The following is an 18398-nucleotide window of genomic DNA, read 5'->3' as shown; positions in this document are numbered from 1 at the left end:
TAATATACGGGTCTATTGGTTTGCGGGTATAATTCAGGCGTAAGATAAAAGAGAGGGCAGGATAAGGAGGCGGCGGAATGGCCAAAAAAGCGAGGAAGGTGACGATTGTCGGGTCCGGACTGGTCGGTACGGCTTGCGCCTATTCCATGATCAATCAATCGATCTGCGACGAGATCATGATGATCGACCGGACGTATGACCGCGCGGTGGCGCATGCGCTGGATTTGTCGCATTGCATGGATTTTACGCCGGCCCGCACGAAGGTGTCGGCCGGCCGGGTGGAGGACTGCCGCGACATGGACGTCGTTGTGCTGACGGCGGGAGCCAATCCGAAACCGGGGCAAACGCGGCTGGACGTGCTGGAGGAAGCGGAGAAAATCACGCGGGATATCGTCAGCCGCATCGTTGGGGGAGGGTTTGACGGCGTCTTTGTCGTGGCCGCCAATCCGGTTGACATCGTGACTTACATCGTGCGCGAGGTATCGGGGTTTCCGCGGAACCGGGTGATCGGTACCGGTACTTCGATCGATTCGGCCCGCCTGAAAACGCTGCTGTCGGAGGTGTTTTCGATTGACCCGCGCAGCGTTAACGGGTACGCGATGGGCGAACACGGCGAATCCCAGTTTGTCGCCTGGTCGCATGTCACGATCGGCGGGAAGCCGCTGCTGCATATTTTGGAGCAGCATAAAGAGCGATTTCGCCACGTCCATTTGGATGAAATCGCGCAAAAAACCAAAGACGCGGGGTGGGAGATTTTTACGCGCAAGGGCAATACGCAGTTCGGGATCGGCAACGCGTTGGCTTACCTTGTACGTTCGATCTTGAACGACGAGCATAAGATCATCGCCGTCTCCGCCGTGCTGGAGGGCGAATACGGGCAGACGGGCGTCTGCGCCGGGGTCCCCGCCATCATCGGCGACGGAGGGATCGAGGAGGTGCTGGAGTTGAATTTGACCTGGGAGGAACAGCGCAAATTCGCACAGTCCTGCGAGATCCTGAAGACGGCGATCGCCAATCTTCAAGCCTGATGCGTTGCCGCCGGAATTGCCGGCCCATGAGCACCGGTCCGATAGATCGGTGTTTTTTTGCCTGCAAAGCCGTATCCGACGCCCTGCTTCCGTTTCCGGAAGGATCGCCAAATCCTCCTTGAGACGGTTCTGGAGGAATCTCCCCCATTATATAGTAGAAAAAAAGCACAGGAGGGCTCAGGAACGATGGGAGACTTCGTGATCAAAAATTTGGCGGAGCTCGGGGGCGCGCAGGTCAGGCAGGCAGCCGATGTTTTTGTAGAGGGGTTTTACGACTCGCTGATTTTTTTCTCGACGGATCGGGGGAAGTTGGCAAAGGCGCTGGAGCATGCCTTGGTCAAAGAACGGTTTTTCGTTGCGCTGGAAGAGGGTAACGTCGTGGGGATTTTTGCGTATTCGGCAGGGCGTAAACGCCCCTTTCGGTTCGAATGGGCGGCGCTTCGCCGCGAGCTTGGGTGGTTCAGGGGAACCCTGTTCTATAACTTAGTGCGGCAGGAGTTGGAAAAGCCGCTCGATTTGGCGGATCGGCAGTGTTATTTCGAAGCGGTTGCGACGGCCAAGGAAGCCCGGGGGCGCGGGGTGGCCAGTCGACTAAACAAGGAGCTCATTTCCCGTTTGAACTATGAGGATTATATTTTGGAGGTCGTGGATACCAATATGACCGCAATCCGGTTGTACGAGAAATTGGGTTACGTCGAATTTCGGCGAAAGCCGCAGCGCTGGTTTCGGAAGCAAGCCGGATTCAATGCCAGGATCTACATGAGATGGATGGGAGATAAAGGGGATCTGGGCGGATGAAGTTGGCAACCAGGCTCTGGGAAGGAACATACATTCGGTTTATGGTGAGAGGAGAGGGTGCCAGTTGGAGTTGTATCCGCGGAAGCGCGTATACCGCGTTAAAGAACGATTGGCTCGACTGGGTTGAGGAAGCTTGGGATAAGGAATAATTAGGGTTAAGATGGACTTGCCGGTGCATAGTCGGAAATTTGGAAGGAGGCAGTTCGATGTATAAGTTGAAAACCCAAGCAAACGACGACAGCGTCATCGAATTCATTGAAAGGGTGGTCGATGCGAAGAAGAAGGAGGACGCTTACCGATTGCTGGATCTTTTTTCGGAAGAAACCGGGTTTCCGGCAAAAATGTGGGGCCCCAGCATCATCGGATTTGGCTCGTACCATTACAAATACGCTTCCGGCCACGAAGGGGACGCGCCGCTGGTCGGATTCTCGCCAAGGAAGGCGAAGATCAGCCTATATCTGGCGCCGGACGATCCGGACCGGGATACGCTGCTCGAATCGTTCGGGAAGCATACCCGAGGGAAGGGGTGCGTCTATATCAATAAGGTCGCCGATATCGATGTGGACGTGCTGCGCGCGCTGATCCGACAGTCGGTCAAGCTTCTGGAGAGGCTGTATCCGCACGATGGCAAAGGTCAGTAACTCGTAAGCCGCTCTTTGTTTTTTTGAGTCGATAACGGTAGGGGCACGGGCACAGGAGGAAACTGCAGGAGCCGTCCGTCGTTCCAAATATATGCGATATACGTATGCGAAAAATGGAATAGAATCTGGATAATAGCTGAAATTTCATATATATAGAACTTACGATATAAGCGGCGGGAGCCGGAATCTTATCGAAATTTCGGATACATTTCGGCATTTCATCGGCACGTCGGCATCGGCATGCTCGTTAGGCTTTTTTGCAGAATCTCTTAAGAGCGGAGGCCTTCCGGGGCGTTACTTATTGGCAGGTTTGGCGTGATCCCTCGATCGGGTGAGTTTGGTAACTGGAAAAACTACACTTAATTTTTGTGTTTTTCTCCACGTGGACGGTACTAAGTGGAAATCCAACAGTTGTTTTTGCGGATTTCTCGTCCCGGGGCATTTTTTGGCGGATTGAACTGTAGAATTTCCAACTAGTTCATCTATTTTGTTCCAAAAAGACCGAATTAGATGTGGAAAATCCACTTAGTGCAACTCTATCCCCGTCGGGGTACTCTCGCACCGCTCGAGACTCCGCTCCTCCGCCCCCCTTCCGCGGGCGGTTTCGCTGCGACGAACCCCTATGGGGGGTTCTTATCCCAACCTGGGACGCAACAAAAAAAGCACCCAAACGGGTGCTAACAAGGGCTCTTTCTGTCCCCGTCGGGGTACTCTCGCACCGCTCGAGACTCCGCTCCTCCACCCCGCTTCCGCGGGCGGTTTCGCTGCGACGAACCCCTATGGGGGTTCTCATCCCAACCTGGGACGCAACAAAAAGCACCCCAACGGGTGCTAACAAGGGCTCTTTCTGTCCCCGTCGGGGTACTCTCGCACCGCTCGAGACTCCGCTCCTCCACCCCGCTTCCGCGGGCGTTTTCGCTGCGACGAACCCCTATGGGGGTTCTCATCCCAACCTGGGACGCAACAAAAAAAGCACCCCAACGGGTGCTAACGAGGGCTCTTTCTGTCCCCGTCGGGGTACTCTCGCACCGCTCGAGACTCCGCTCCTCCACCCCGCTTCCGCGGGCGTTTTCGCTCCGACGAACCCCTAATGGGGTTCTCATCCCAACCTGGGACGCAACAAAAAAAGCACCCAAACGGGTGCTCTTTCGTCACGTCCCAGGAGGGATTCGAACCCCCGACCGACGGCTTAGAAGGCCGTTGCTCTATCCAGCTGAGCTACTGGGACACCACAAATATTAAAAACACAAGCAAAAAATATTATATCATAGGAGGTGCTAAGGATCAATAACCTCCATGAAAAACTTGGAGGATTACGCAGAGCGAGCGAATCGGGCGTTTTTTTTCGGCATACGGACGGGAGTTTTTGTCTTCGCCGGGGACTATGCTATAATCTCAATTAATTGCTATTCGGAGGAAAGGAGGTGCCCTTATCAGCAGTTCACGACCCGATGAGAAAGACAACATCGTCTTGTTTCCAAAGACGCTCGACTACTATCAGATCGAATTGACCCGCATGCTGGAGACGGAGAGATACGGGGAGGCCGTGGAGCTTCTGAAGTTCCTGCTGCAATGTCAGGGCGAGGATCCCCGGCATTACGAGGAATGGCAGGCTTTGCTGGACTGGCTGATCGGCGCATTTCCCGCGCTGAAGGACGGCATGCCGGATCCGCAGGGCGTCGAGGACGAGGAAGAAACCGAAGAAATGCTGGCACGCCGGCTCGCGGAGGCTAAACTGGCAGAAGATGCGGGTTATGCGGACAAGTTGTTACATACCGTAAGGGATAAGCCGCTGTCGGAGCAGACGTTCCTGGCTCTGGAACAACTTGCTTATCTGGATCGGCCGGAGGTCGACGACGCGTTGCTGGAATGGATAACCCGGGAGGAACTTCATCCGCTGCTGCAATACCGGGTGCTGCAGACGCTGCGACGCCGCGGTATGACGGGAACGCTGGTCTTGACACGCGGTGGGGAGCGGGTGGAAGTGGAGATTGAAGCCGTCCCGATGAAACCGGAGGATTTTCCTCCGGCCGTGCAGGCGGTCTTGGACCGCGTAGGGAATCAGACGCAGGTGCATGATCCGACCCTTTTTTATTTCGCCCAGGAGTTATGGTCGCAGTTTGTGATGGCTTTATACGGAACCGCGGATTATCGCTCGCTCTTAGACGAGGAGGACGCGGTCATCGATCTCTGGGCCGCGGCGCTGCATCAGTTGGTGGCGGACAGTTTGTCCGGCAGCCAAACCGATGAGGAAATTCGCGCCATGTATGGGATTACCGATGGTCTGCGGCTTCGCTATGAGCAGATCTGCCGCTCGCTCGCTAGATTCGTGGCGACGGGACGAGTTCGCGGATTGTAGCGGATGGATCGCGAAAAAAGATCTATTCTATGAAGCTTGCAAAATGCAAACGCCGCCGCCAATACCTGGCTATGGATCGGCTCTTGTAAAATGATGTTTTGTTGTTTATAATATAATGGTTATTCTGATCGTGCTCATAGAGACAGCTATACTGGAACCTTAGTGCAAAACACCTCGAAATAGCTGCTTTATTCGCGATTCGGTTTCAGTATTTAAAGTATATGTGAAATTTGGAGGGGAAGGCATAAAATGAAAGCAACCTGGGAAAAAATAGAGAAGAACCTCGGCGTACTCGAGGTTGAAGTGGAGGCGGAACGCGTAGCCGCCGCACTGGATAAAGCTTTTCAAAAAGTCGTGAAGAGAGCCAACGTACCTGGTTTCCGCAAAGGTAAAGTGCCTCGGCCGATTTTTGAAGCGCGTTTTGGCGTGGAAAGCCTGTATCAAGACGCGATCGACATTTTGCTGCCTGAAGCATACGGCGAAGCTGTCGACCAAACGGATATTTTCCCGGTGGATCGCCCTGAAGTGGACGTTGAGCAATTCGCTAAAGGACAACCATTCAAGTTCAAAGCCAGAATCACGGTTAAACCTGAAGTGAAGCTTGGTGATTACAAAGGCGTGGAAGTGCCTGCCGTTAACATTGAAGTTAGCGAAGAAGAGCTGAACAGCGAACTGGAGCGTCTGCAACAACGCCATGCCGAGCTCGTTGTCATCGACGAAGAACCGGCCCAAAACGGGGATACGGTCGTTATCGACTTTGACGGCTCCGTGGACGGCGTGTCTTTCGAAGGCGGCCAAGCGGAACGTTACTCCCTGGAACTGGGAAGCAACACGTTTATCCCTGGTTTTGAGGATCAAGTTGTAGGTCTGGCTACCGGCGACTTCAAAGATATTACGGTCACTTTCCCGGATACGTACCAGGCGGAAGAGCTGGCTGGCAAAGAAGCCGTGTTCAAAGTGAAGGTGCATGAAATCAAACGCAAACAACTGCCTGAACTGGACGACGAGTTCGCGAAAGACGTTAGCGAATTCGATACGCTTGCCGAGTTCAAGGAAGATTTGAAGAAACAGCTGGGCGCTCGCAAGGAGCAAGAGGCCAAAGCTACCCGTGAAGGGGCACTCGTTGACAAAATCGGCGAGAACGCGGAAGTGGAAATTCCGGAAGCCATGATCAATGGCGAAGTGGAGAATATGGTCCGCGACTTTGACAACCGTCTCCGTTCGCAAGGCATGAACCTGGATATGTTCCTGGGCTTCTCCGGCCAAACGGTGGACGATCTGAGAGGACAAATGCAGGGAGATGCGGAGAAACGCGTTCGCAACAACCTGGTGCTCGAGGCGATCGCCAAAGCCGAGAAGATCGAAGTGACTCAAGACGAAATCAACAAAGAACTGAACGATATGGCTGAGGCTTACAAACGCACGCCGGAAGAAATCCGCAACATCTTGGCGGCTAACGGTTCTTTGGGCAGCTTGAACGAGGAAATCCTGATCCGCAAGACGATCGAGTTCCTGCTGGAGAACAGCAAGGAAGTTCCGGCCGAACAAGCGGAAGCGAAGGCCAAAGAAGCGAAGCCGGCCGCAAAGAAAACGACGAAAAAGTCGACGAAATCCGAAGCAAAAGCGGACGCCGACACAACCGAAGCCGAAGAAGCCCAAGGCGAAGAGTAATCGCTCCAGCCTTGATCTTGCTTCTTTGAATACATCACGATAAAAGTTAGGGCACGTATGATAAAATGCGTGCCTTAATTTTTCATCTCCGAACGATACATTTATTTCCATTAGGCACGGGACAAGCCCAAGGTTATATAATGTGTAAAAACGAACATAAACTGTACGGGGCGAAAAATGACACGGGGCTTCGAACATGATAGAATGTTTTACGTAAGCGCAAGGGAAATTGAAAAGGAAAAGAGGTTGGTCGCATGAGTCTGGTACCTATGGTCGTAGAACAAACGAATCGGGGAGAACGGTCGTACGACATCTATTCGAGACTCCTTAAAGATCGCATTATTTTTCTCAGCAACGCTATTGATGATGAAGTTGCCAATCTCGTGATTGCCCAACTGTTGTTTCTGGCGGCCGAAGATCCTGAGAAAGATATTCACCTGTACATCAATTCTCCGGGTGGTTCCGTTACCGCGGGGATGGGTATATATGATACGATGCAATATATCAAACCCGATGTGTCCACCATTTGCGTGGGCATGGCGGCCAGCATGGGATCGCTGCTGCTGACGGCGGGGGCTCCGGGCAAGCGTTTCGCGCTTCCGAACAGCGAAGTGATGATTCACCAGCCGCTTGGCGGCGTTCGCGGTCAGGCGACGGATATTAAAATCCATGCCGATTGGATCATCAAGACGAGACAAAAACTGAATCAGATCTACGTGGATCGAACGGGTCAACCCCTTGAAAAAATCGAGCGCGATACGGACCGCGACTTCTTCATGAGCGCGGAAGAGGCCAAGGCCTACGGGATTATCGACCAGGTCATCTCCAAGCCCACTAATCTATAAAGGGGTGTTTATATGTTTAAGTTTAACGATGAAAAAGGACAACTAAAATGCTCGTTTTGCGGCAAATCGCAAGAGCAGGTACGCAAGCTTGTTGCCGGACCCGGCGTTTATATATGCGACGAATGCATTGAGCTGTGCACGGAAATCGTGGAGGAGGAGCTTGGCCACGAGGAAGAGCTGGATCTGAAGGAAATTCCGAAGCCGAAGGAAATCCGCGATATTTTGGACCAGTATGTCATCGGTCAGGAACAAGCGAAAAAATCGCTGTCCGTTGCGGTTTACAACCACTACAAACGGGTAAATACGCAAAGCAAGATCGAGGATGTCGAGTTGCAGAAGAGTAATATTTTGCTGCTTGGCCCTACGGGTTCGGGGAAAACGCTCCTCGCGCAAACGATGGCTAAAATCCTGAACGTACCGTTCGCGATCGCCGATGCGACTTCCCTGACCGAAGCCGGCTACGTCGGTGAAGACGTGGAGAACATTCTGTTGAAGCTGATTCAGGCCGCCGATTATGACGTGGAAAAAGCGGAACGCGGTATCATTTACATCGACGAAATCGATAAAGTGGCACGCAAGTCGGAGAATCCTTCGATCACCCGCGACGTCTCCGGCGAAGGCGTACAGCAGGCGCTGCTGAAAATTTTGGAGGGCACGGTCGCTTCCGTTCCTCCGCAAGGCGGACGCAAGCATCCGCATCAGGAATTTATCCAAATCGATACGACGAACATTTTGTTCATTTGCGGCGGGGCGTTTGACGGCCTGGAGCAAATGATCAAACGCCGGATCGGCAAGAAAGTTATCGGCTTTAACGCGGGCAGCGACGGGCAAAAAGAACTCAAACCGGGGGAATACCTGTCGATGGTATTGCCGGAAGACCTGCTGAAGTTCGGGTTGATCCCGGAATTCGTCGGCCGTTTGCCGGTGATCTCGACCCTCGAGCCGCTGGATGAGAAAACGCTGGTGCGCATTTTGTCCGAACCGAAGAACGCTTTGGTGAAGCAATACCAGAAGCTGCTCGAACTGGACAATGTCAACCTGCAGTTCGAACCAAAGGCGCTGGAAGCCATCGCTCAGGAAGCGATCAAACGCAATACCGGCGCTCGCGGTCTTCGCGCGATCATCGAGGGCATCATGCTCGACGTGATGTATGAAGTACCGTCCCGCGACGATATTTCGGACTGCGTGATTACCGAGAAGGTCGTTCAGGAGAAGACGGTTCCTGAATTGGCCGCCAAGCCGAACAAAAAACAAGAAGAAAGCGCGTAAGGCGGGAAGCCGCTTTTTCGCGGTAAAATAAAGGTCAAGGTTCTCCACCTTTGCGTTGTCGTGCCTCCCAAAAGGCGCATGCCCGCGGGGGTGGAGCTTTGACGTTATGGGAGAGACCAGACATGACATTCTTGAGACAAGAGACGCGGCCGGTCAAAGTCGGGAATCTGACAATCGGCGGCAGCAACGAAGTCATCATCCAAAGCATGTGTACGACAAAAACGGCAGATGTCGAAGCGACGGTCGCCGAAATCCTCCGTTTGGAGGAGGCCGGTTGCCAACTGGTACGCGTGACGGTGAACAACGAGGAAGCGGCTGCGGCGATCAAGGAAATCAAGAAACGGATTCATATCCCGCTGGTCGCCGACATTCACTTCAACTACAAGCTGGCGCTGCTGGCAATCGAGAACGGCATCGACAAGGTCCGGATTAATCCGGGCAACATCGGCCGCCGGGAAAAGGTCGAAGCCGTCGTTAAGGCCTGCAAGGACCGCGGCATCCCGATCCGGATCGGGGTAAACGCCGGTTCGCTGGAGAACCATTTGCTGGAGAAATACGGCTATCCGACGCCGGAAGCGATGGTGGAAAGCGCCTTGTACCATATCGGCATTCTGGAGGAGCTCGACTTCCATGACATCATCGTGTCATTGAAGGCATCGGACGTTCCGATGGCGATCGCGTCCTACTCCAAAGCGGCGGAGGTCATTCCCTATCCGCTGCATTTGGGGATTACGGAAGCCGGGACCTTGTTCTCCGGCACGGTCAAGAGCGCGGCCGGCATCGGCGCCCTCTTGTCGATGGGCATCGGCTCGACGGTCCGGATTTCACTGAGCGCGGACCCGGTGGAGGAAGTGAAGGTGGCGCGCGAGCTGTTGAAGACGTTTGGTTTGATCACGAACGCAGCGACGCTCGTCTCCTGCCCGACCTGCGGCCGGCTCGATATCGACCTATTCTCCATCGCCAACGAGGTGGAAGCTTACATTGCGAACCTAAAGGTGCCGATCAAGGTATCCGTGCTCGGTTGCGCCGTTAATGGCCCGGGGGAAGCGCGCGAAGCCGACATCGGGATCGCCGGTGCCCGCGGCGAAGGATTGCTGTTCCGCTACGGGGAGATGATCCGCAAAGTGCCGGAAGCCGAACTGCTGAACGAATTGAAGAAAGAGATCGACCATATCGTGGAGGTGTACGAAGCGACCGGTGAAATTCCTGGACGCAAGGAACACCGCGCCCACGCCCAGTCCTGATTGCATTTGATCTAAGCCGCAACCTGCTCCATGCAGGGGGCGGCTTTTTGGTCCGGCACGCGAGGTGAACGAAGAATAAATGTTGTATTTCCTACAACTTTTTCGGGGGGAGATCGTTGTTTAGGGCCCAAAAGTTGTAGTTTATACAACATTTCAGCCTTGTTTTATTGGATTATCCTTCAAAATGTTGTAGTTTTTACAACGTTCCCTAACTGGACGAAGTAAAACCTTAAGAAATGTTGTAGAGATTACAATATTTCTAGTCCACTGGTCTCAACCCCCTGCCTTCAACCCGAGTTGGACCCCCTCTAGAATATCCCACTTAAAACTCCTTGTTTTACCTTGGAGCGAAAAGGCTATACTACCAAGTATCAGTCTAAGAGCAGTCTAAAGTGTGGGAGGCGTAACGCGTATGGATTTGAATGTTATCCTGATGGCGGTTCAAATGTTTTTTGCCGTGGTCATCGGGCTTTATTTCTGGAATCAGCTGCGCAGTCAAAAAGGAAACCGGGTGGCGGTGGACCGGGAATCGCGCAAGGAAATGGAGAAACTCCGCAAGCTGCGGGCCGTCTCGCTCACCAAGCCGCTCGCGGAGCGGACTCGTCCGGCGTCGATGAACGACATCGTCGGTCAAAAGGACGGGCTGCGCGCGCTCAAAGCAGCGCTTTGCAGCGCCAACCCGCAGCATGTGATCATTTACGGTCCGCCGGGCGTCGGCAAAACGGCGGCGGCACGCGTCGTGATGGAGGAAGCCAAGAAAAACCCGGTATCCCCGTTTAAATCCGATGCCAAATTTATTGAAATCGATGCGACCATCGCCCGTTTCGACGAGCGCGGCATCGCCGACCCGCTGATCGGTTCGGTGCATGACCCCATCTACCAAGGGGCGGGAGCCATGGGCGTCGCCGGCATTCCGCAACCGAAGCCCGGCGCCGTCACGAAAGCCCATGGCGGAATCTTGTTTATCGATGAAATCGGCGAATTGCATTCGATCCAAATGAATAAGCTGTTGAAAGTCTTGGAAGATCGCAAGGTTTTTCTGGAGAGTGCGTATTATAACTCCGAAGACGCAAATACGCCGGCATATATCCACGATATTTTCCAAAACGGGCTGCCTGCGGATTTTCGTCTGGTCGGGGCGACAACCCGTTCGCCACAAGAGATTCCGGCCGCCTTGCGTTCGCGGTGCATGGAGATTTATTTCCGGCCGCTGCTGCCGGAGGAAATTGCCCAAATCGCCGAGGATGCGGTGAAGCGGATCGGCTTCCAGCCTTGCCCGGAAGCGGTGGAAGTCATCAAGAAGTACGCGACCAACGGCCGCGAAGCGGTCAATATGGTGCAATTGGCCGTCGGGTTAGCTCTCACCGAGAAGCGCGACCACCTGCTGGCGTCGGACCTGGAATGGGTGGCGACGAGCAGCCAACTGGCGCCGCGTCCGGACCGCAAAGTTCCGGCTCAGCCTGCGGTCGGCGTCGTCAACGGCCTGGCCGTGTACGGCGCGAACATGGGCACGCTGCTGGAGATTGAAGCGACGGCCGTTCCGGCCGAGAAGGGCAAGGGCAACTACAACATAACCGGTGTTGTGGACGAAGAGGAAATCGGCGGGGGCAGCCGTACGCTGCGCCGCAAGAGCATGGCCAAGGGATCGGTGGAGAACGTCCTGACCGTTCTGCAGCGGATCGGTCTGAATCCGTCGAACTATCACCTTCATATCAACTTCCCGGGTGGAACGCCGATCGACGGCCCGTCCGCCGGGCTGGCCATTGCTACCGCCATCGCGTCGGCGATCAAGCAAGTGCCGGTGAACCATCAGATTGCCATGACCGGCGAACTGGGGATCCACGGCAAAGTCAAGCCGGTCGGCGGCGTCGTGGCCAAGGTGGAGGCGGCCTTCCAGGCGGGGGCAACGACGGTTCTAATCCCGAAGGACAATTGGCAAACGTTGTTCGAAGGTTTGGAAGGGCTGCGGGTGATTGCCGTCGAGACGCTGGGGGACGTGTTCCGTCACGTTTTTGGCCCCGAAGCCGAGAAGAACCTGGAGCTGCCGGCCGGAGGCGAGCTGTTCGCTCCGGCCACCGCTCCTGCGCCTTTCCTGCATGCGGAGTCCCCTTCGCAGGGCGGGGCAATGTAATCGAGCGAGAAAGGGATGGCCAAGACGAGCATCCAAATCGTTTGCTTTGCGGGGGGCGGCTGTCTGAAGCGGCCGCTCCTCGTTGGTGTTTTTAAGTAACTTTTGCTAAAATAGCAATGATATCAACAGAGAACGTTTGGAGGTGCATAAGCGATGGGACCCCACAAATCCAAAGGCCGGCGTTTCCCGCTGCTCCCGCTGCGCGGTCTGCTCGTCTATCCAAGCATGGTGCTGCACTTGGACGTAGGACGGGAGAAATCCGTGAAGGCGCTGGAAAAAGCCATGGTCGAAGATAATCTGATTCTCCTCTGTTCTCAATCGGAAGTGAACATAGAAGAACCGACCCGGGAAGATATTTTTCGCATCGGCACCGTCGCGAAGGTGCGCCAGATGCTGAAATTGCCCAACGGCACCATCCGCGTGCTGGTAGAGGGTATGGAGCGCGCAGAAATTATCGAATATTTGGACAATGACGAATATTATGAGGTTATGGCCAAAGAACGCCCGGAGGAAGAAACGGTCGATCCGGAAGTTGACGCGCTGATGCGTACGGTGTTGACTCAATTCGAACATTATATCAATTTATCCAAAAAGGTCACGCCGGAGACGCTGGCGGCGGTGTCGGACATCGAAGAAGCCGGGCGCCTGGCTGATGTGATTACCAGCCATTTGTCGCTGAAAATCAAGGATAAGCAAGAGATTTTGGAAACGGTCGATGTTCGCAAGCGGCTGGAGAAGCTGCTCGACATCTTAAATAACGAGCGCGAAGTGCTTGAGCTCGAACGCAAAATCAACCAGCGCGTCAAGAAGCAGATGGAGAAGACGCAGAAGGAATATTATTTGCGCGAGCAGATGAAAGCGATCCAGAAGGAGCTTGGCGAGAAGGAAGGACGGGCCGGCGAAGCGGAAGAGCTGCGGGCTCAGCTTGAGGAGAAGGGGCTGCCGGAGAAGGTTCGGGAGAAGGTCGAGAAGGAAATCGACCGCCTGGAGAAAATGCCGGCCAGCTCGGCGGAAGGCGGCGTCATCCGCAATTACGTGGATTGGCTGCTTAGCTTGCCGTGGAGCAACAAAACCGAAGACGACCTCGATCTTGCCAAGGCGGAGCAGGTGCTGAACGAAGATCACTACGGCCTGGATAAGCCGAAAGAGCGGGTTCTGGAATATTTGGCCGTGCAGAAGCTGGTCAAAAAACTGAAAGGCCCGATTCTTTGTCTGGTCGGACCGCCGGGGGTCGGAAAAACGTCGTTGGCACGTTCGATCGCCCGTTCGCTGGGACGCGAGTTCGTCCGTATTTCGCTGGGCGGCGTGCGGGACGAAGCGGAAATTCGGGGACACCGCCGCACCTATGTCGGCGCCATGCCGGGACGGGTGATTCAGGGCATGAAATCGGCGGGCACGCTGAATCCGGTGTTCTTGCTGGACGAAATCGACAAAATGGCTTCGGATTTCCGCGGCGATCCTTCCTCGGCGCTGCTTGAGGTGCTGGATCCGGAGCAGAACAACACGTTCTCCGATCATTTTATCGAGGTCCCGTTCGACCTGTCGAACGTTATGTTTATCACGACCGCCAACGCGGTGCACAACATTCCTCGGCCGCTGCTCGACCGGATGGAGACGCTGTTTATTCCCGGCTACACGGAGCTGGAGAAGCTGCAGATCGCCAATCGTTACTTGCTGCCGAAGCAAAAACGCGAGCACGGGCTGGAACCGGAGCAACTGGCGATCGGCGAAGACGTGCTGCTGAAAGTGATCCGCGAGTATACCCGCGAATCCGGCGTCCGCAATCTGGAGCAGCAAGTGGCTGCGCTCTGCCGCAAAGCCGCGAAGCAGATCGTGTCCGAAGGCAAGGAGCAGATCGAGATTGCGCCGGATACGCTGAAGGATTACCTCGGCGCGGCGAAATTCCGCTACGGCATGGCCGAACTGGAGGATCAGATCGGCACGGTGACCGGGCTGGCCTGGACGGAGGTTGGCGGCGAGACGCTGGTGATCGAGGTGACCGTCGTGCCGGGAACCGGGAAGCTGACGCTCACCGGCAAGCTCGGCGACGTGATGAAGGAGTCGGCGCAGGCCGCCTTCAGCTATACCCGCTCCAAAGCGGCGGAGCTCGGGATTCCGCTTGATTTTCACGAGAAGAACGATATTCACATCCACATCCCCGAAGGGGCGATTCCGAAGGACGGACCCTCGGCGGGCATTACGATCGCGACCGCGCTGATCTCGGCATTAACCAACCGTCATGTTTCCAAGGATGTCGCCATGACCGGCGAAATTACGCTGCGCGGCCGCGTGCTGCCGATCGGCGGACTGAAGGAGAAGTCGCTTGCCGCGCATCGGGCGGGTTACCGCAAAGTCCTGATGCCGAAGGACAACGAGCGCGATCTGCGCGATATTCCGGACAGCGTCAAGGAGGACTTGGAATTCGTGCCGGTGTCCCATATGGATCAGGTGCTTGAGCATGCGCTCGTGGAGCATCCCGAATTGCATTAGCATGTAGGCGCCCGCGCCAGTCGGCGCGCCGACCAAGAGAGGAATTGAACGATGAAGGTAACCAAGGCTGAATTTATCATCAGCGCTGTCGGCCCCAATCAATATCCTGAGGACGCCTTGCCGGAGATTGCTCTGGCAGGGCGTTCCAATGTGGGCAAATCGTCGCTGATCAACCGGATGATTAACCGCAAAAACCTAGCGCGCACCAGTTCGACCCCCGGAAAAACCCAGCATCTTAACTATTACCGGATCAACGACCGGGTTTATTTCGTGGATGTCCCCGGGTACGGGTACGCCAAAGTCTCCAAGTCGCAGCGCGAGGTCTGGGGCAAAATGATCGAGAAATACTTGCTGGAGCGGGAGACGCTCAAGCTGGTTCTGCAGATCATCGATCTCCGGCATCCGCCGACCAAAGACGACGAGCTGATGTACGATTGGCTGAAGGCGTACGAGCTGCCGGTCTGCGTCGTAGCCACCAAGGCCGACAAGGTTCCGAAGTCGCGCTGGCAGAAGCACCTGAAGATCATTAAGGAAGCGCTGGTGCTGCGGGCGGGCGATCCGCTGATCCTTTTTTCCGCGGAAGAGGGAATAGGCAAAGAGGAACTATGGGCGGAAATCTCGCGTTACGCCGAGCTTGCGGAGGAGAATGAGGGGATAAGCCCGGATGCCTTTGTGGGCAAAAATGGAGAAAGTTAAGAATTCGGTGGATGCCAAAGGGATTCGGAGCAGTTTCGGCAGGAAAGTGAGCATGCAGCGGGATTGTGGAGGTTAAAAACGGCTTAATGCCGTTTTTTCTGGAAAATGGCAAGAATTCACGTTTTGGCGGCTGAGCGTACGACGGGAATCGTAGTGTATAATTATGATAAAGCGATTTAAGAATTGAGGAGATTTGTATGGCTCAGCGGTTAGCCACAGAGTATGTCAATGCCAGTATGCGTTTAACGGAAGTCCAGATGTCGCAATTTGTTCACAAAGTATACGACCCTCACGTGCGCCAGCGGGTCAAGGTGCTTGACAACGGCGGGCAAGAGGTCGTTCTGGAGGATGACGGCGGGGAAGAAGTGCATCTGCCATTTGAACGTATCGACGGTTTTTATGTCTGCGAAATGTCTTTCCGCTTGGAGAAACCCCACTTGACGAACGTGATGAGATTGTTGTTCGCGGCGTTTAAAGGTTCCGGCATGGTTACCCGAATTTATAACGGATTCATGATGATGTATTATTATCAGGAAGGCCGGGTTCGTAAGATTGTCGAGTATTCCCGGGATTCCTACAAGCTGGTGTTCGAATACAAAGATGCGGCGGCAGAGCTGCAGCAGATTTACCGGAATAACGATGTCGAGCTGGAAATCGCCCGCATCCGCAAGGATATTAATGCGCTGCTTGATGAGCGGTTTATCGCCGGAGAAGCGGACGTGGAATGTATCGACGACAAACTGCGCCATTGCACGCGGAGGTTGTTCGTTCTGGAAGCTTAAATAATAATTCCGGGCTTCCCCCAACCGAAGTCACCAGCGGGAGGTCGGCGTCATAATGTACTAGTGATAACTACCCTGGATATCAGGGTGGTTTTTTATTAGGAACACCCGCGGCCGGATGAGGCGTTTCGCCAGAAAAAATAGGTTGCATTTGTCCTCAAGAGATGTTATTTTTAATCTCGTTGAAAAGAATATAGGAACCAGGATTCACTCAGGACATGGAGATGTTGCGAGAGATTTTTCCCTCGGGAAGTGAATGACGTAGGTCCTAGCGGATGAAATTTTTTCAAACATTTTGTTCCTAGGAAGGGGGAGCCGGAAGATGGAATATTCAACTTTCGGAAGACACGTTGCGGTTGATGCTTGGGGCGTCGACTATGAGGTGCTGAACAACGCCGGGTTGCTGGAAGTCCACTTGGTGGAAGCTGCGGAGGCTTGCGGGGCTACCGTGCTGTCGATCCAGTCCAGGCAGTTTGAGCCGCAGGGGGCTACTGTGCTAGTGATGCTGTCGGAAAGCCATCTCTCGATCCACACGTATCCTGAGAGAGGGTTTGCTGCCATTGATTGCTACACTTGCGGGGAAATGGTGGATCCGCAATTGGCGATCGATTACCTGGTGTCCGTCTTGAATCCGGAGAAAACGTACGCGAAGAAGCTGGTTCGCGGTATGGGCGAGTTGGAAGTTGCCGAACCGAGCTTGAATCGAGCCGAGTTCGTCTAGATATAAAGGTAGTTTTTTTGAAATATTGGGCAAAATAGGATAACCATGGAGCTTCCATGGTTATTTGTTTTGGCAATATGAATTTCATAAATAATTCATAAAAAACTCATATAAATCGCCGGGGAGTCCAGTACTACTGTGATATAATTAACATAGTTTGTTTTCGAAAGGTGATATTAACATCTATTCAAGGCAGGTGAACTTGCAATGCACATCGTCGTAGTCGGATTAAACTATCGGACGGCGCCTGTGGAAGTTAGGGAACGCTTCTCCTTTGCGGACAAGGACATGCCGCAAGCGCTGCAGGAGCTCTTACGCACCAAGAGTGTATTGGAAGGCGTGATTATCGCCACCTGCAATCGTACGGAAATATACGTCGTGGTCGATCGTTTGCACATGTGCGGGTATTTCATCCGCAGCTTCATGGAACGCTGGTTTGGGGTTCCGCGCGAAGAATTTACCCGCCATTTATATATGTATGAAGATGAACAAGCGGTACGTCATTTGTTCCGCGTCGCTTGCGGCCTGGATTCCATGGTGCTGGGGGAAACGCAAATCCTCGGCCAGGTCAAAAATGCGTTCCTGCTGTCGCAAAGGGAAAAATGCACCGGAACTTGGTTTAATACGCTGTTCAAGCAAGCGGTAACGCTCGGCAAACGGGCCCATTCCGAGACGGCCATCGGCGAAAGCGCCGTTTCGGTCAGCTATGCGGCCGTGGAACTCGGCAAGCGAGTGTTCGGGAGCTTTGGAGGGAAACGCGTGCTGATCCTTGGCGCCGGCAAAATGAGCGAGCTGACCGCCAAGCATCTGAGCGGCGCCGGCGCGGAGGAAGTGCTGGTGGCCAATCGGACGTATGCCCGTGCCCAGGAGCTCGCCGCCAAATGCGGCGGCGTGCCTTGCACGATGCAGGAGGCGATGGAGCGGCTGTCCGAGGTCGATATTCTGATCAGCTCGACCGGTGCGGAGGGGTATGTCATCACTTCGGCACAGGTTGCGCGGAGCATGAAGGGACGTCAGGAACGCCCGTTGTTTATGATCGACATCGCCGTGCCTCGGGACATCGAACCGGCCATCGGCGAGCTGGAGCAGGTATTCCTGTATGATATCGACGATCTCGAAGGGATCGTCGAGAGCAATATGGAGATGCGCCGTGCGGAAGCGGTCAAGATCGAAGCGATGATCGAGGAGGAAATGACCGCCTTCGCAACCTGGCTGCAGACGCTTGGCGTGAAGCCGGTAATCCGGGCGCTGCAGGAGAAGGCTTCCGATATCCACGAGAGCACGCTGGACAGTCTTTTCAACAAGCTGCCGGAGCTGGATGAACGGCAACGCAAGGTGATCCGGCGCCTGACCAGGAGCATCCTCAACCAAATGATGCATGACCCGATCAACCGGATCAAAGAGCTGGCCGGCGAGGGTCAAGGCACGGAGGCGCTGGAACTGTTTACGCAAATCTTTGCGTTGGAGGATCGACTGGAAGCACAAAGCGACTTGCCTTTTGAGAAGGAGACCTCGAAGATGTCGGACTCGCAAGGGATGCTGCCGCCCCGGGAATCCGAAGGTTTAACCGAGATCCGGGATGCGGCCCCAAGCCGGGTCGCTTTTAAGCCGGAGCCTTCGCTGGCGAAAGCGTCTGTATAAACTTTATAGTTAAGCCCCGGAAACGCCCTGAGCCCTCTGCCGGATGCAACCGAATCGATGGCTGATTCGATGCTGAAGCGCT

At 54.5% G+C, this 18398-nt stretch carries 14 protein-coding genes and 1 tRNA gene; 14 read left to right on the top strand and 1 reads right to left on the bottom strand.

All coding sequences use genetic code 11. The features are described from left to right. Positions 1 to 77: 77 nt before the first annotated feature. From ACZF99_RS19930 to ACZF99_RS19920, 3 genes are all read left to right on the top strand, one after another. Positions 78 to 1028: an L-lactate dehydrogenase gene (locus tag ACZF99_RS19930; protein WP_483606702.1), complete on the top strand. Its 951-nt coding sequence runs from the start codon at positions 78 to 80 to the stop codon at positions 1026 to 1028. 186 nt (positions 1029 to 1214) lie between these two features. After that, a complete protein-coding gene (locus tag ACZF99_RS19925; RefSeq protein ID WP_483606701.1) occupies positions 1215 to 1826 on the top strand; it encodes an N-acetyltransferase family protein in 612 nt (203 codons plus the stop codon). A 206-nt stretch (positions 1827 to 2032) separates the two neighbouring features. Next, positions 2033 to 2467: a DUF1801 domain-containing protein gene (locus tag ACZF99_RS19920; RefSeq protein WP_483606700.1), complete on the top strand. Its 435-nt coding sequence runs from the start codon at positions 2033 to 2035 to the stop codon at positions 2465 to 2467. A gap of 1154 nt (positions 2468 to 3621) precedes the next feature. Here the strand turns inward: ACZF99_RS19920 and ACZF99_RS19915 are convergent. Beyond that, positions 3622 to 3695 (bottom strand) — tRNA-Arg (locus ACZF99_RS19915). A gap of 243 nt (positions 3696 to 3938) precedes the next feature. Between ACZF99_RS19915 and ACZF99_RS19910 the strand changes: the two genes are divergently transcribed. The 11 genes from ACZF99_RS19910 (at position 3939) to hemA (ending at position 18316) form a co-directional block, all read left to right on the top strand. Next, positions 3939 to 4826, top strand: coding sequence for a hypothetical protein (locus ACZF99_RS19910; RefSeq protein WP_483606699.1), 888 nt, complete (start codon positions 3939 to 3941; stop codon positions 4824 to 4826). 249 nt (positions 4827 to 5075) lie between these two features. Then, positions 5076 to 6497, top strand: a complete 1422-nt coding sequence (gene tig / locus ACZF99_RS19905) for a trigger factor (protein WP_483606698.1) — start codon at positions 5076 to 5078, stop codon at positions 6495 to 6497. A gap of 254 nt (positions 6498 to 6751) precedes the next feature. After that, positions 6752 to 7342, top strand: coding sequence for an ATP-dependent Clp endopeptidase proteolytic subunit ClpP (gene clpP / locus ACZF99_RS19900; protein ID WP_483606696.1), 591 nt, complete (start codon positions 6752 to 6754; stop codon positions 7340 to 7342). Positions 7343 to 7354: 12 nt separating this feature from the next. Further along, positions 7355 to 8611 carry an ATP-dependent protease ATP-binding subunit ClpX gene (clpX, locus tag ACZF99_RS19895; protein ID WP_059040933.1) on the top strand — a complete coding sequence of 419 codons (1257 nt, stop codon included), beginning with the start codon at positions 7355 to 7357 and terminating at the stop codon, positions 8609 to 8611. Between the two features lie 122 nt (positions 8612 to 8733). Further along, positions 8734 to 9855, top strand: coding sequence for a flavodoxin-dependent (E)-4-hydroxy-3-methylbut-2-enyl-diphosphate synthase (gene ispG / locus ACZF99_RS19890; protein ID WP_483606695.1), 1122 nt, complete (start codon positions 8734 to 8736; stop codon positions 9853 to 9855). A 412-nt stretch (positions 9856 to 10267) separates the two neighbouring features. Continuing rightward, positions 10268 to 11986: an ATP-dependent protease LonB gene (gene lonB / locus ACZF99_RS19885; RefSeq protein ID WP_483606694.1), complete on the top strand. Its 1719-nt coding sequence runs from the start codon at positions 10268 to 10270 to the stop codon at positions 11984 to 11986. A 153-nt stretch (positions 11987 to 12139) separates the two neighbouring features. Then, positions 12140 to 14476: an endopeptidase La gene (lon, locus tag ACZF99_RS19880; RefSeq protein WP_483606693.1), complete on the top strand. Its 2337-nt coding sequence runs from the start codon at positions 12140 to 12142 to the stop codon at positions 14474 to 14476. Between the two features lie 51 nt (positions 14477 to 14527). Continuing rightward, entirely contained in the window at positions 14528 to 15172 is a 645-nt protein-coding gene (yihA, locus tag ACZF99_RS19875; protein ID WP_483606692.1) for a ribosome biogenesis GTP-binding protein YihA/YsxC, read from the top strand. A gap of 197 nt (positions 15173 to 15369) precedes the next feature. Further along, on the top strand, positions 15370 to 15954 hold the full coding sequence (locus tag ACZF99_RS19870) for a non-ribosomal peptide synthetase module (protein WP_483606691.1): 585 nt from the start codon (positions 15370 to 15372) through the stop codon (positions 15952 to 15954). A gap of 322 nt (positions 15955 to 16276) precedes the next feature. Then, complete coding sequence (gene speD, locus ACZF99_RS19865; protein WP_483606690.1) at positions 16277 to 16675, top strand: adenosylmethionine decarboxylase; 399 nt, start codon at positions 16277 to 16279, stop codon at positions 16673 to 16675. Between the two features lie 207 nt (positions 16676 to 16882). Beyond that, positions 16883 to 18316, top strand: coding sequence for a glutamyl-tRNA reductase (hemA, locus tag ACZF99_RS19860; protein WP_483606689.1), 1434 nt, complete (start codon positions 16883 to 16885; stop codon positions 18314 to 18316). Positions 18317 to 18398 lie beyond the last annotated feature (82 nt).

This window comes from Paenibacillus sp. JL3B1040, assembly GCF_057063165.1.
The sequence above is the reverse complement of the archived record's forward strand: the minus strand, read 5'-3'. Positions and strand labels throughout refer to the sequence as shown.